Origin of the sequence: Streptomyces sp. NPDC002580 (assembly GCF_042889485.1) — a bacterium.
Classification (GTDB): domain Bacteria; phylum Actinomycetota; class Actinomycetes; order Streptomycetales; family Streptomycetaceae; genus Streptomyces.
This window is the reverse complement of record NZ_JBIAQZ010000018.1, coordinates 1-13036: the sequence shown is the minus strand read 5'-3', so window position 1 is coordinate 13036 and position 13036 is coordinate 1. Positions and strand designations below refer to the sequence as shown.

The window sequence follows — 13036 nt, the reverse complement described above, 5'->3', positions numbered from 1 at the left end:
GGGGCATCGACGCGGACCGCCCTCGCCGGCTCACTTCGCCGCCGGGCCGAACTCCTTGCGGGTGTCGACCGGCTTGCCGAACAGCCGCCACCGCTCGCCCTTGAACCGCATCAGCTGCATCGTCTCCAGCGGGAAGGCGTCACCGTGGCCGGTGGACATGGTGATCCCGGGCAGCAGCATGCCCACCTTCACGTCCTTCAGGCTGCGCACCGCGTCCCGCAGCCCTTCCCTGGTCGGGCACTTCATCGCGTCCAGGGCCTGGTGCAGGCTGGAGGCGACGGCCCAGCCGTAGGCGTTGAACTGGTTGGCCGGGTCCGCGTCGGGTGCGTACGTGTGGAGCGCGTCCTTGTACGCCTTCATCTCCGGGTCGGCGGCCCACTGCGGGTCGGCGGGGTCCTTGAAGTAGGTGGCCGAGACCACGCCTTGGACGTTCTTGAACCCGACCGGCTTGAGCACGGCGGCGGACGAGGCCACGTTGTTCACGATGTGCAGCGGATTCCACTTGGTGTTCTTGGCGTCGGCGGCGAGGGCCTGGCTGCCGAACTTGGGGGTGGTGACATCCAGCAGCACGTCCGCCTCGGAGCGTGCGAGGCTCGCCATCTGTGCCGACACGGAGGGGTCGGTGACCTCGTAGCTCTCCTCGGCGACCACCTTGACGCCGCTGCCGGCGACGGCCTTCTTGAACCCGCCGAGCAGGTCCTTGCCGAAGTCGTCGTTCTGGTAGAGGACCGCGACCTTGGCCTTGGGCCTCGCGTCCTTGAGGTACTTGGCGTACACGCGTGCCTCGGCCACGTAGTTGGGCTGCCAGCCGATGGTCCAGGGGTGCTGCTCACCCGTGCCCCAGGCGGAGGCACCCGTGGCGACGAAGGGCTGCGGCACCTTCTGCTTGTTGAGGTAGTCCCACACGGCTGCCGTGGACGGGGTGCCCAGGGTCTGGAACACCGCGAAGACCTTTTCCTGCTCGACGAGTCTGCGGGCCTCCTCGACCGCCTTGGGCGGCTGGTAGCCGTCGTCGCGGACGACGAACTCGACCTTGCGGCCGTCTATGCCGCCCTTGTCGTTGACGTGACCGAAGTAGGCGGCCACGCCCTTGCTGATCGTGCCGTACGCGGAGGCAGGTCCCGACAGCGGGTAGATCCCACCCAGCTTGATGGTCTTGTCGGTGATGCCGGTGGTCTGCTGTCCCTTGCACGCGCCACCGGCGGTGGTGTCCTGGGCGTCCTGACCTCGCTGGCTGCTGCAGGCGGTCGCGGTGAGCAGTGCGGCGGTCGCGGCCGCGGCCACCCGCAGAGCGGTCGTCTTGCGCATGTGGTTCATTCCTTTTCCGTGCGGGGCGGTGCGCCCACGGGTTCGGCGTCGACAACTGCGGGGTCCGCAGGAGTGTGGGTCTCGGAGGGGCCGGACAGGGCCTGGGACTCCGGCTCCGCATCGGGCGCGGATTCGGCCTCCGGCGTCCGGTCGAGGGCAGCGGTGGTGCGAGGCGGGCGACGGGCGACCGCGCCCAGGACACGGCCCGGAAGACCGGCCAGCCCCGTCGGGGCCACGAACATCACCGTGATGATCAACAGGCCGAACACCACTCCCGGCGCCGCCTCGCTGACGTCCTGGGACACGCTCGGCACGTACATCACGAACGCCGCCCCCAACAGGGGTCCGTACAGCGAGCCGAGACCCCCGACCACCAGGCCGGCCAGCAAGGTGACGGACAGAACGAAGCTGAAGGAGTCGGGCGAGACGAAGCCGATCACCCAGGTGTACAGACACCCGGCGACACCCGCGAACATCGCGCTCCACGCGAAGGCGAGAGTCTTGTGCAGCGACAGCCGCACGCCCATGACCTCGGCGGCGCTCTCGTTATCCCGCACGGCCAGCAGTGCCCGGCCGACCCGGGACCGCAGCAGGTTGCGGGCGAGCAGCAGGGCCACCGCGGTGACGGCGAGGACGACGAAGTACATCCACTGGTCCTCGGCCATCCCGCTCCACGCCGGCGGCTGCAGCTTGTTCACGGTCAGCCCCATGGAGCCGCCCGTCACCGGTTCGAGCCGCTTGAGCAGGGGCGGCAGGAACACCGCGAACGAGAGGGTGACCAGGGCCAGGTACAGCCCGCGCAGTCGCAGCGCGGGCACGCCGAACCCGAGGCCCAGCAGGAAGCATCCGGCGGCCGCGGCCGGCAGCGTGGCCAGGTGGCCGGTGCCGTACCGGTCGAGCATGACCGCCGCCGTGTAGGCGCCCGCCGCGAAGAACGCGCCGTGCCCGAGCGAGATCTGCCCGCCGAAGCCGGTCAGCAGGTTCAGGCCGGACAGCGCCACGGCATACACGAGCACCATGGTCAGCTGGAAGACCTGGAAGGGGGCGAAGTAGAACGGTGCGCCGACGGCGACCGCCGACGCGACGAGGACGGTGAGCGTGGGCCGCAGCCACCGGACCCGGTCGGTGCCGAGTGACGCTGTGATGGTGCTCATGCGCGCTCCACCGCCGCCCGTCCGAAGAGGCCCTGTGGCCGCACCAGCAGCACCGCCAGAATGATCACCAAGGGGACGCCCACCTTCAGATCGGCGCCGATCACGTCCACGTACGCCCCGGTCAGGGTCTCGGCGACACCCACGAACAGGCCGCCGACGACCGCGCCGACCGGGCTGTCGAAGCCTCCGAGGGTGGCCGCGGCGAACGCGTAGATCAGCACCCCGCCCATCATGTTGGGCTCCAGGAACAGCACCGGGGCGACGAGCACGCCCGACACCGCGCCGACCGTCGCGGCCAGGCCCCAGCCGAGCATCAGCACCCGACCCACCCGGATGCCCGACAGCCGGGCGGAGGCCGGATTGCAGGCGACCGCCCGCATCACCAGGCCGATGGAGGTGTGCTGGAACAGCAGATACAGCAGGCCCATCACGACGGCCACCACACCGATGATCCCGAGCGTCGACCAGTCCATGCGCACACCGGACAGGTCGAGTCCGCCGTCGGGGAAGGGCTGCGGGAAGTCCTTCACGGTGAACGACCAGATCAGGCCCGCCAGCGCGTTGACGAAGATGAACAGGCCGACCGTGACGATGACCACCGTCAGCTCGGGCGCGCCCTGTACGGGGCGGATGACGATCCGCTCGAGCAGCATGCCGCCGGCGAAGGACACCGCGAGGGTGGCCGGCAGCGCCAGCCAGTACGGCATCCCGGACGCCACCAACTGCCAAGCGACGTACGTCGAGAGCATGGCCAGCTCGCCCTGCGCGAAGTTGACGATCCCCGTGAACCGGTGGATCAGTACCAGGGCCAGCGCCAGGCTGGCGTACACGGCGCCGGAGCCCAGTCCTTCCACCACTTGCTGGAGCAGATCGGTCACGGCGCTCACCCGGCCTTTTGGGAGAGGACGGAGACCCCGAGGTAAACCTCGGCGACCTGCCCGTCCTCGCGGATCTGTGCGGCCGGTCCGGACAGCACCAGGCGGCCGGCCTCCAGTACGTGGGCCCTGTGCGCGATATCCAGCGCGAGCTGGGCGTTCTGCTCGACGACGACCACGGTGGTGCGTTCCTCCTCGTTGACGGCACGGACGATCTCGAACAGCTCGCGGGTGACCAGCGGCGCGAGCCCCAGGGACGGTTCGTCCAGGAGCAGCAGCGAGGGCCGCAGCATCAGCGCCCTGCCGACGGCGAGCATCTGCTGCTCGCCGCCGCTGAGGCTGCCGGCGGCCTGCCGCGACCGCTGGCGCAGCTTGGGGAAGTAGTCGTAGATCCGTTCCAGGTCGGCCACCACGGCCGCGCGCTCGGTGCGGCCCCGCCTCCGTGGGCCGGTGCGCAGATGGGCACCGATGCGCAGGTTCTCCTCGACGGTCAGGTCGTTGAAGGTGCCCCGGCCCTCGGGCACATGCGCCACACCGAGCCTGGCGGCCTGCTCGGGCGAGCGGCCCAGGAGTTCCGTGCCGTTCAGGGTGACCGACCCGCGACCGCGGACCATGCCGCACAGCGCCCGCAGCGTCGTGGTCTTGCCAGCGCCGTTGGGTCCGAGGATCGCGCACACCTCACCGCGGGCGACGGAGAAGTCGAGACCCTGGAGCACGCGGGCCTGGCCGTATCCGGCGTGCAGGTCGGAGACCTTCAGGAAGTCCGGCTCCGCACCCGCCGCGGACTCGGTGCTGCCGGTGGTGGGCTCGCTCACGCGGCCACCCCCAGGTACGCCTCGACGACCGCCTGGTCGCGCTGGATCTCCTCCGGCGTGCCCTCGGCGATCTTGCGGCCGAAGTCGAGGCAGACCACCTTGTCGCACAGGCCCATCACGAAAGCCATGTGGTGTTCGACCACAACGAGCGTGAGGTCGAACTCCTGGCGCACCGAGCGGACCAGATCCGCGAATTGGTCCACCTCGCCGTGGCTGAGCCCGTTGACGGGTTCGTCGAGCAACAGCAGCCGGGGCCGTACCGCGAGGGCCCGGGCGAGTTCGACGCGTTTGAGTGTGCCGAACGGCAGTCCGGAGGCGGGATGGTCGGCGACGTCCGCCAGGCCGAGCCGCCGCAGCAAGTCGTCCGCCTGGTCACGTAGTGCCCTCTCCTCCCGCCGGACGCGGGGCAGCCGGAGCGCCGCGGCGAGGTGTCCGGTGCGCCCCCGGCTGTGGGCGCCGACCATGACGTTCTCCCGGACCGTGAGCTGCGGGAACAGGCCCAGGTTCTGGAAGGTGCGGGCGATGCCGCGCCCGGCCACGGCGTGCGGGGGGAGGGCGAGAAGGTCCTCGTCCTCGAACCGCACCTCTCCCCCGTCGGGAGCGCAGCGCCTGGTGAGGCAGTTGAACAAGGTGGTCTTGCCGGCTCCGTTCGGCCCGATGAGCCCTACGGCGGTGCCCGGCTCGACGGTGAAAGCGACACCGTCCAATGCCGTGATCCCGCCGAAGCGCACGGTGATGTCTTCGACCGCGAGCATGAGTGACGCCCTTTCCGACGTGCTGGGGGGGGTGGGCGAGCGTCACAGTAGGTGGGGGCGCCGCGGGCGCACATTGGGTGTGAGCACCCAACTTCTCGGTGGCCGAACTGTGCGCCGCGCACAGGTGCCGGGAGATGTCTCACGTGGAACCTGTTGACGAAGCACGAGGAGGGCGGCGACGATCGGCCCCATGCCGCGCGGTCCCGCACTGGGCGATCCCCGACTCTCCGAACCGCTCCGCCGCGAGCGGCGGCGGATCCTGCACGCCGTCCACGAACGGGTCGAGGAGGTGGCGGAGACCGCCGTCGAGGTGATGCGCACGGAGATCCCGTCGTACGCACTGCAGGACGAACGGTTCTTCGGCGACGTACGGGACCAGGTGCTCGAGCACTACCGGATGCAGCTCGCGGCACTGGCCGGCGATCGGGACATGGCCCCCGAGGACCTGGTCTTCAGCCGCGCGGCGGCGATGCGCCGAGCACGCGCGGGGTTCGCCCTGGAGGACTGGATCAGTGCCTTCCGGGTCGGCCGGCAGGTGCTGTGGGACGCGCTGCTGGACTGCGCGGGCACGTCCGCCGAGGCCCAGCAGGCCGCGCTGTCCCTCGTCACCCCGCTGATGCGGTACGTCGACTACGCCAGCACCCATGCCGCGCAGGCTTACGTCGAGTACCAGCAGCATGTGGTGGCGGACGCGGACCGGGAGCGCCGCGATCTCCTGGACCAGCTCCTGGCCGGGGTGGCACCCACGCGCGGTCCGCTGATGGCCGCGGCTCAGGCGTACGGCGTCGGACCGCGCTCACCGATGATGGCGGTCGTGGCGGTGTGCGTCGGCGACACCCGCACCGACGACCCGACCTCGGCCGAGAACGGGTATGCCGCCAGCGCGTCGATCAGCGTCGCCGGGCCCTGGGCCGGCAGAACGCTGGTCGTCGTGCGGCACGGCGAGGTGGTGGCCGTGCCCGTGGTCCGGGCCGGCATGGACGCGGAGGACATATGCGCCCACTTCGAGACCGTGCAGCGGCGGCTCGCGCGGGCCGGAACCATGCTCTCCATGGGGATCAGTACGGTCGCCCAGGGCGCAGGTGAACTGCCCCGTGCCTACCAGGAGGCGCGGGCCGCCCTCGACCTGGTGCCGAGCGGGGGCGGGGTGGCGGCACTGCCACGGCTGTCCCCGTTCGACTACCTGGCACTGCGCGCCGACGACCTCGCGCGCCAGCTGGTCGATCCCCGGGTGCGGTCGATGCTGGAGGAGGACCGCAGGCGCGGCGACACGCTGGCCGCCACCATACGGACCTTCGCGGAGGCGGACCTCAACCTGCGGCTGGCCGCCGAGCGCTTGCGGGTGCACCACAACACGGCGCACTACCGGTTGCGCCGGATCGAGGAACGCACCGGCCGCAATCCGCGCCGGATCGCCGACCTCCTGGAACTACTGGTCGCCCTCGCCATCCGCGACGGGGCCGAGGAAGGCGGGGAAGGCGAATGAGCGGCACGGTGGAGTCCGACGGGACCGAAGCGGCACATCAGCTACCGGGCGGGCAGGGGGACATGGGTCTGCCCGAGGAATACGCCGGGCAGGACGGAAGTCTCCGGCGCACGCTGCTCGACGCCGCGCTGGAGGTGTTCGCCGAGCGCGGTTACACCGACGCCGGTCTCACCGAGATCGCGGCGCGCTGCGGCATCCCGGTGGGCAGCCTCTTTCAGCACTACGGCGGAAAGCGAGGGCTGTATCTCGCCCTGTGGGAGGAGTTCCGGGAGGAGCAGGAGCGTCGGACCGCGGCCACACTGACCGCCGAGCGCAACCGCGGTGTGGAGGACCCCGCCGCCCTCTTCATGGCGGGAGCCAGGGCCTATCTGGAGGGTGCCTGGGACAACCGGAGGCTCGGCAGACTCCTCGTGGAGGACGACGGCCCCGCGGGCTTCGACGCGCTGCGCCGGCAGTGGGACCGCGCATGGGTACGGCGCAACGCCCGGCTCCTGGAGATCGACGAGCGGCGACGCGCCGGCCGGGTCAGGGTGAGCGTGCTGACCACCGTCATCGGAGGAACTGCGCGCGAGCTGGGTGACTGCGGGGACGAGACGGAAGCCCGCGAGATCGTGGACGAGGTGTGCGGCATCCTGATCCATCTGTCGGCGCCGCCCGGCTGAGACGCCCGGCACCGGGCGGAGGCGGCAGGACCGGCCCCGGCCCGACGACGCCTCACTCCCCGGACAACCCGCGCCGAGCGCCGCCATCGACCTCGCCCGCCGCCTCCACGCCGATGACCTCCTCACCGAGCTGCCTCAGGGCAACAGCGGCCACGGGGGTGTACGCCTCGGCGTCGATCGCGACGCTGTCCAGGCCAGGACCTGTCCGGCCGGTCAAGTCGCAGGAAAGGGACGGTGCCTGTCCAGCGCTGCGTCCGCGGCGTGATCGGCCGGCCAGGTCCTAGACACCGGTGTCGGCTCCCTGTCTGAACGGGAGCGCGTCACCGAGGAGCTGGCCGCCGTCGATCACCATCGTCTCGCCGGTGATCCAACTCGCGGCGTCCGAGACGAGAAAGGCGACCGCCGAGGCGATGTCGGCCGGCTCCCCTATGCGCCCGAGTGCCGTCGCGGCGGACAAGGCCTGCTCATGGTCCTTCCACAGAGCCTCGGCCAGCTTCGTGCGCACCACACCCGGCGCCACCGCGTTGACGCGGACCTTGGGCGAGAGTTCCAGGGCCAGTTGCTTCGTGAGGTGGATCAGTGCGGCCTTCGACGCGTTGTACAACCCGATGTTCGCCTCGAGGGTCATGCCGCCGACCGAGGCGGTGTTGACGACGGCGCCTCCGTGCTCGCCCATCCAGGCCCGCACGGCCAGCCCCGTCCACAGGACAGGAGCCCACACGTTCACGTCGAAGGTCTTGGCGAACCGGACGTGGTCCTGGTCGATGACGGGTCCGAAGGCCGGGTTGGTCCCCGCGTTGTTGACGAGGATGTCGAGGCTTCCGAAGCGCTCGAGCGTCAGATCGACGCAGCGCCGGGCCGCTTCTTCGTCGACCGCGTGCACACCGACGCCGATCGCCGTGCCCCCGACCTGGGCCGCGGCGGCGTCCGCCGCCTCCTGGGACCGGGAGGTGAGGACGACGTTTCCGCCGGCGGCGGCGATGGCCTGGGCGATCGCCAACCCGATACCGCGGGAGGCGCCCGTGACGACGGCGGTGCGACCACTGAGGTCCAGCCCTGCCATTTCAGTTCACCCCTGCCTTGTGGCCGCCGGGGGTGTCCGTGCCGCTCGCCGCCGTGGTGGCCCCGTCGCGGTACCGCCGCAGTTCCTGCCTGGCGATGGCCCGCTTGTGGACCTCGTCGGGACCGTCCGCCAGCCGCAGTGTCCGCAACTGCGCGTACATCATCGCCAGTGGGAAGTCCTCGGTCACTCCGGCTGCTCCATGCACCTGGATCGCACGGTCGATGATCTTCAAGGCGATGTTCGGGGCGGCCACCTTGATGGCCGCGATCTCGGTGCGCGCTTCCTTGTTTCCGACCGTATCCATCAGATACGCGGCCTTGAGCGTGAGCAGCCGGATCATCTCGATGTCGATGCGCGCTTCCGCGATCCAGTCCTGGATGTTGGACCGTTCGGCGACCGGACTGCCGAATGTCACCCGCGACTGCGCGCGCCGGCACATCAGCTCCAGCGCCCGCTCGGCCGCGCCGATGGCCCGCATGCAGTGGTGGATACGACCGGGCCCGAGCCGGGCCTGGCTGATCGCGAAACCCTCGCCCTCGCCCTTGAGGAGGTCCTTGGCCGGCACCCGTACGTCGGCGAAGTCGATTTCGGCGTGCCCCTCACGGTCCTGGTAGCCGAACACCGGCAGGCCGCGCATCACCGTGATCCCGGGGGCGTCGATGGGGACGACCATCATCGACTGCTGCCTGTGCGGAGCAGCATCAGGGTCCGTCTTTCCCATGACGATGAGCACCTTGCAGTTGCGGTGCAGGGCATTGGAGGCGAACCACTTGCGGCCGTTGAGCACGTACTCGTCGCCGTCGCGCTCCATCCGCAACTCGATGTTGGTGGCGTCGGAGCTGGCGACACGCGGCTCGGTCATCGCGAAGGCCGAGGCCATCGTGCCGTCGAGCAGGGGCTCGAGGTACTTCTCCTTGTGCTCGTCGCTGCCGAACAGCGTGAGCACCTCCATGTTCCCGGTGTCGGGAGCGTTGCAGTTGCACGCTTCGGGGGCGATGTGACTGCGCCCCATGATCTCCGCCAGCGGCGCGTACTCGAGGTTCGTCAGCCCGGGGCCCCACTCCGGGTGCGGGTGAAACAGGTTCCAGAGTCCGCGCCTTCGCGCCTCCGCCTTGAGTTCCTCGATGATCGGAGGCTGGAAGTGCGGGTCACCCGACGCACACATCTGCGCGTGGTACACCGCCTCAGCGGGGTAGACGTGTGCATCCATGAACTCGAGCAGATCCGCCTGGTACTCCTTGGCGCGATCCCGTATCTCGAACAGGGACATCTGAGCTCCTGACGGGTTGGCGTGCGAAGCCGGGGCACGGCCGAGAGCCGGCGCGACCATGCTCTTGTCGAACTTTATAGTTGAATCTGGCGTCAAGTTCAATATCGAGGGACACGGCGACGCGCGAAGAAGACCGCCCCCTGCGGAGGGGACGACAAGGGGAGCCGAGAAATGAGAAGCACCCGGCAGTACCGGGTGCGGTGGACCAGGCTGTCCAGGCTGCCGGGGTCAGCGGTGGCCGGGGAACCGCAGGGCGTTCGCCCAGAGACGGGTGACCGTGGACACGAGTTCCTCGAAGTCCACCGGTGCCCCTTCTTCTTGCCGTTCGCCGACCACGAAGGCGTTGTAGGCCAGGACGCTGACCATGCCCGACAGGGCGCGGGAGGCCATCATCGGATCGACCCCGCGGTCTGCGACATCCCGCGCCTGCAGGTCGGCGATGCCGCGGGCATTGCGGCGGATGAACGCGTCAGCGCGCCGGCTCCGGAACTCGCGGAACTCCGGCTCCACTTGTGCGACCTGCTCAAGGAGGGCCATCAGCTTCGCATTCCGCTTGTACGCCTCGAGATACGCGCGGTTGCTCGCCTCGAGTACCGCATAGGGATCGTCGGCACCCTGCACCCGGCCCATGCCGGGGTGCATCATGTCCTCCTGCGCCTCCAGGAGGACGGCGGCGAGGACCTCCTCCTTGTTGGCGAAGTAGGTGTAAAAGGATCCCGCCGCGCATTGAGCTTCTTTGGTGATGTCGGTCAGGCGAGTGTCGAGGTAGCCGTCCCGTTCGAACACCTTCCGCGCGGCCTTCACCAATGCGGCCCGTGTCCGCGCTCCGCGCTTCGTCGTGGGCGGCTCGCGAAGGTTCGAGAGGGGCGCCATGGGAGGCGCGTACTCGCCGTCGATCTCCTCGGGCGCGGTGGTGTCCATTCCGGAAACGGTACTTGAATCCGACGCCATAGTCACAAAGGTGCGGCTGATCCCCGGCGCGCGCAGCGCAACGGTGTCGACGGTGACGGCGCGTAGCGGCACACAGGATCGAAATCGCTGACCGCTGGCGGCGCCTGCCGAGGATGCGAGCAGATGGCGTGCGGGTCCCACCCCCGCCGAATCGCGATCAGGCGGTGATCCCGAAGCGTTCGGCGAGTTGGCGGCGAGTGTCGACGGCACTGGTGTGCAGTACGCCCCCTATTCCGATCCGTGCCGCTCCGTCGAGGTTCTGCCGCAGATCGTCGACCATGACCGCCTCTTCGGGTTCGACGCCCAGGCGTTCACATGCGATCGCGTAGATCCGCCGGGAGGGCTTGCGGATCCCGACCTCCGCGGAGATCACGACCGCGTCGGCGACGGCGGAGAGGTCGACGCCGTCGTAGGTTCCGGTACCGAACGAATTGGAGACGAGCGCGACGGGACGGCCGGCGGCTCGAAGATCACCGAGCAGCGCGAGCATGTCCTGGTCGATCGACATACCCGCCTGCATCCGGGCCGTGAGCCCCTCGGCCGGTACGTCTGCGCCGTGGACGCGGAGGCGTTCGGCGAATCCCCGCTCGAAGCCCCCGGCGTCGAGCCGGCCGCACTCGTGATCGGCCAGGAGGGTGCGTGATCGCTGGTCCCGGGCGAGGAGGTCGAGCGGCAGGTTCGGGTCGCCGCCCAGCGAGGCGCCGAAGGCGGTGAAAGCCCGCAGCACACTGGAGGTGATGACCCCACCGAAGTCCACCAGGACCGCGGTTCGGGGTTCTGCCGGCGACTTCGACACGGTATCCACGTCTCTCCTCACGATCGGCCTGCTGCCGCGCAATCCGACGGCAGCCACGTTCTCCAGCGGGGACGGGGACCTCAGACGACCTCGAACAGTCCGGCTGCGCCCATTCCGCCGCCGACACACATCGAGATCACCACATACCGAACACCCCTGCGCTTCCCCTCGACGAGGGCATGCCCCACCAGCCGGGCACCGGTCATTCCGTACGGATGACCGACCGAGATGGCGCCGCCATCGACGTTGAACCGCTCCGGATCGATGTGCAGTTCGTCCCGGCAGTACAGCGCCTGGGAGGCGAACGCCTCATTGAGTTCCCACAGACCGATGTCGTCGATGGTGAGGTTGTGCTGCTTCAGCAGTTTCGGAATGGCGAACACCGGTCCGATGCCCATCTCGTCCGGCCCGCATCCGGCAACGGTCATACCCCGGTAGACGCCGAGCGGTTCCAGTCCGCGGCGTTCGGCCTCCCTCGACTCCATCAGCACCGACGCCGAAGCCCCGTCCGACAACTGCGAGGAGTTGCCCGCCGTCACGCTGGAACGCGCGCTCACCCGACCGTCGGGCAGCACCGGGACCAACCCGGCCAGGCCTTCGAGCGTCGTCGACGCGCGGTTGCCCTCGTCCCGGACCAGGGTGAACTCCTCGTCCCGCACCTCCCCGGACTGCTTGTCAAGAACCTTCTTGGTGCTGGTGAGCGCGACGATCTCCCGGTCGAACCGGCCGGCCTCCTGCGCCGCCGCGGTGCGCTGCTGCGACACCAGCGCGAACTCGTCCTGACGTTCCCGGCTCACGCCGTAGCGTTCGGCGACGATCTCCGCCGTCTGCAACATCGGCATGTAGATGCCCGGCTTGTGCTCGACCAGCCAGGGATCCGTCATGCGATGGGTGTTCATGTGGTCGTTCTGCACCAGGGAGATCGACTCGACGCCGCCGCCGACTGCGACCTGCATGCCGTCCGTGACAATCTGCTTGGCGGCCGTCGCCACGGCCATCAGGCCCGACGAGCACTGCCGGTCGATCGTCATCCCCGACACGACGTCCGGAAGTCCGGCACGGAGAGCGGCCTGACGCGCGACATTGAAACCCGAGGCCCCCTGCTGCACGGCGCAGCCGAAGATCACATCCTCGACCTCGCCTCCCTCGAGCCCGGCGCGTCGCACCGCGTGCGAAAGGGCGTGAGCGGCAAGCTCCTGCGCCTGGGTGTCGTTGAACGCGCCGCGGTAGGCCTTTCCGATCGGCGTCCGTGCCGTCGAAACGATGACTGCTTCCCTCATGTCGCCTCACTGTTTCCTGTTGGTCCGGTTCGTCCGGGAGCTTCGGGGCCGGGATTCCGAGCGCCGTGAGCCGGGCTCGATTGCCGACAGGGGGCGCCGAACGCCAACTGTCGTGCGGAGATGGCCCATCGACCGTCTCCTCGATCGACCTTCGACGTGAGTCATGGCCGCGGCAGCGACAGGGAGTCGACCTTCCGATCGTTATAGTTGAATTCGGCGTCATGTTCAACAGCGGCCAGGTCTTGACAGCCATCCTCCCCATCTGAGGCTACCGACCAGTCGGTATGAAGAGGTGGATCCGACCCGCCTGAGCCTCTCCTCGAGTACGGGCGTGTTCGACGCGATCGTGCAGCAGCACCGCCCGGAGGTCGCCCGGTGCTGCTGCACGGCGGTTCACCTCTGCTCAAGCGGAGGTGACGTTGCCTCCTCCCACCACAGAGGCTGCCCCTGGGGGAATCCGGGGAGGCCACGCAGGCAGGCGCACCACCAGCAGACGAAGAATCTGCCGGGCCGAACGCGCGCCGCACCCAGGCGCAGCACCTTGCCCATGCCCACGGCGGCTGAGCGCCCAGGCCGGGCTCGATCTCTCAGCCCGGTCACCTGCCACGCAACAACCCTGAG

General features: G+C 69.5%; 13 protein-coding genes. 2 read left to right on the top strand and 11 right to left on the bottom strand.

Going from position 1 to position 13036, the window contains the following annotated elements; all coding sequences use genetic code 11:
- Positions 1–30: 30 nt before the first annotated feature.
- Genes ACFYW7_RS36360 through ACFYW7_RS36340 form a run of 5 tightly spaced genes read right to left on the bottom strand, consistent with a single transcriptional unit; the run spans position 31 to position 4907 of the window.
- The gene (locus ACFYW7_RS36360; RefSeq protein ID WP_389510478.1) at positions 31–1308 is read right to left on the bottom strand and encodes an ABC transporter substrate-binding protein; all 1278 of its coding nucleotides are present in this window, start codon (positions 1306–1308) and stop codon (positions 31–33) included.
- A 5-nt stretch (positions 1309–1313) separates the two neighbouring features.
- Positions 1314–2462 carry a branched-chain amino acid ABC transporter permease gene (locus ACFYW7_RS36355; protein WP_389510476.1) on the bottom strand — a complete coding sequence of 383 codons (1149 nt, stop codon included), beginning with the start codon at positions 2460–2462 and terminating at the stop codon, positions 1314–1316.
- The gene (locus ACFYW7_RS36350; protein WP_389510474.1) at positions 2459–3340 is read right to left on the bottom strand and encodes a branched-chain amino acid ABC transporter permease; all 882 of its coding nucleotides are present in this window, start codon (positions 3338–3340) and stop codon (positions 2459–2461) included. Before ACFYW7_RS36350 ends, ACFYW7_RS36355 begins: the two co-directional genes overlap by 4 nt.
- 5 nt (positions 3341–3345) lie before the next feature.
- Positions 3346–4152, bottom strand: coding sequence for an ABC transporter ATP-binding protein (locus ACFYW7_RS36345; RefSeq protein ID WP_389510472.1), 807 nt, complete (start codon positions 4150–4152; stop codon positions 3346–3348).
- Complete coding sequence (locus ACFYW7_RS36340) at positions 4149–4907, bottom strand: ABC transporter ATP-binding protein (RefSeq protein ID WP_389510469.1); 759 nt, start codon at positions 4905–4907, stop codon at positions 4149–4151. Before ACFYW7_RS36340 ends, ACFYW7_RS36345 begins: the two co-directional genes overlap by 4 nt.
- Before the next feature lie 190 nt (positions 4908–5097).
- Here ACFYW7_RS36340 and ACFYW7_RS36335 point away from each other — a divergent pair, with 190 nt between their 5' ends.
- Both ACFYW7_RS36335 and ACFYW7_RS36330 read left to right on the top strand, forming a co-directional pair.
- The gene (locus ACFYW7_RS36335) at positions 5098–6393 is read left to right on the top strand and encodes a PucR family transcriptional regulator (RefSeq protein ID WP_389510466.1); all 1296 of its coding nucleotides are present in this window, start codon (positions 5098–5100) and stop codon (positions 6391–6393) included.
- Positions 6390–7055, top strand: coding sequence for a TetR/AcrR family transcriptional regulator (locus tag ACFYW7_RS36330; protein ID WP_389510464.1), 666 nt, complete (start codon positions 6390–6392; stop codon positions 7053–7055). Before ACFYW7_RS36335 ends, ACFYW7_RS36330 begins: the two co-directional genes overlap by 4 nt.
- A gap of 52 nt (positions 7056–7107) precedes the next feature.
- Here ACFYW7_RS36330 and ACFYW7_RS36325 read toward each other — a convergent pair whose 3' ends face one another.
- From ACFYW7_RS36325 to ACFYW7_RS36300, 6 genes are all read right to left on the bottom strand, one after another.
- Complete coding sequence (locus ACFYW7_RS36325; RefSeq protein WP_389510462.1) at positions 7108–7272, bottom strand: hypothetical protein; 165 nt, start codon at positions 7270–7272, stop codon at positions 7108–7110.
- Positions 7273–7335: 63 nt separating this feature from the next.
- Positions 7336–8118, bottom strand: coding sequence for an SDR family oxidoreductase (locus ACFYW7_RS36320; RefSeq protein ID WP_385695179.1), 783 nt, complete (start codon positions 8116–8118; stop codon positions 7336–7338).
- Between the two features lies 1 nt (position 8119).
- Entirely contained in the window at positions 8120–9388 is a 1269-nt protein-coding gene (locus ACFYW7_RS36315) for an acyl-CoA dehydrogenase family protein (protein ID WP_389510459.1), read from the bottom strand.
- Positions 9389–9616: 228 nt separating this feature from the next.
- Positions 9617–10309 (bottom strand): TetR/AcrR family transcriptional regulator, encoded by a 693-nt coding sequence (locus ACFYW7_RS36310; RefSeq protein ID WP_326789381.1) that lies wholly within the window; start codon positions 10307–10309, stop codon positions 9617–9619.
- A 187-nt stretch (positions 10310–10496) separates the two neighbouring features.
- Positions 10497–11144, bottom strand: a complete 648-nt coding sequence (locus ACFYW7_RS36305) for an HAD family hydrolase (protein ID WP_389510457.1) — start codon at positions 11142–11144, stop codon at positions 10497–10499.
- Between the two features lie 71 nt (positions 11145–11215).
- Positions 11216–12415 carry an acetyl-CoA C-acyltransferase gene (locus ACFYW7_RS36300; RefSeq protein ID WP_389510455.1) on the bottom strand — a complete coding sequence of 400 codons (1200 nt, stop codon included), beginning with the start codon at positions 12413–12415 and terminating at the stop codon, positions 11216–11218.
- Positions 12416–13036 lie beyond the last annotated feature (621 nt).

Excerpts from the sequence above, each read along its gene's own strand:
- ACFYW7_RS36330 (WP_389510464.1), top strand. The coding sequence starts at position 6,390 with ATGAGCGGCACGGTGGAGTCCGACGGGACCGAAGCGGCACATCAGCTA.
- ACFYW7_RS36355 (WP_389510476.1), bottom strand. The coding sequence starts at position 2,462 with ATGAGCACCATCACAGCGTCACTCGGCACCGACCGGGTCCGGTGGCTG.
- ACFYW7_RS36360 (WP_389510478.1), bottom strand. The coding sequence starts at position 1,308 with ATGCGCAAGACGACCGCTCTGCGGGTGGCCGCGGCCGCGACCGCCGCA.
- ACFYW7_RS36310 (WP_326789381.1), bottom strand. The coding sequence starts at position 10,309 with ATGGACACCACCGCGCCCGAGGAGATCGACGGCGAGTACGCGCCTCCC.
- ACFYW7_RS36340 (WP_389510469.1), bottom strand. The coding sequence starts at position 4,907 with ATGCTCGCGGTCGAAGACATCACCGTGCGCTTCGGCGGGATCACGGCA.
- ACFYW7_RS36315 (WP_389510459.1), bottom strand. The coding sequence starts at position 9,388 with ATGTCCCTGTTCGAGATACGGGATCGCGCCAAGGAGTACCAGGCGGAT.
- ACFYW7_RS36335 (WP_389510466.1), top strand. The coding sequence starts at position 5,098 with ATGCCGCGCGGTCCCGCACTGGGCGATCCCCGACTCTCCGAACCGCTC.
- ACFYW7_RS36300 (WP_389510455.1), bottom strand. The coding sequence starts at position 12,415 with ATGAGGGAAGCAGTCATCGTTTCGACGGCACGGACGCCGATCGGAAAG.
- ACFYW7_RS36320 (WP_385695179.1), bottom strand. The coding sequence starts at position 8,118 with ATGGCAGGGCTGGACCTCAGTGGTCGCACCGCCGTCGTCACGGGCGCC.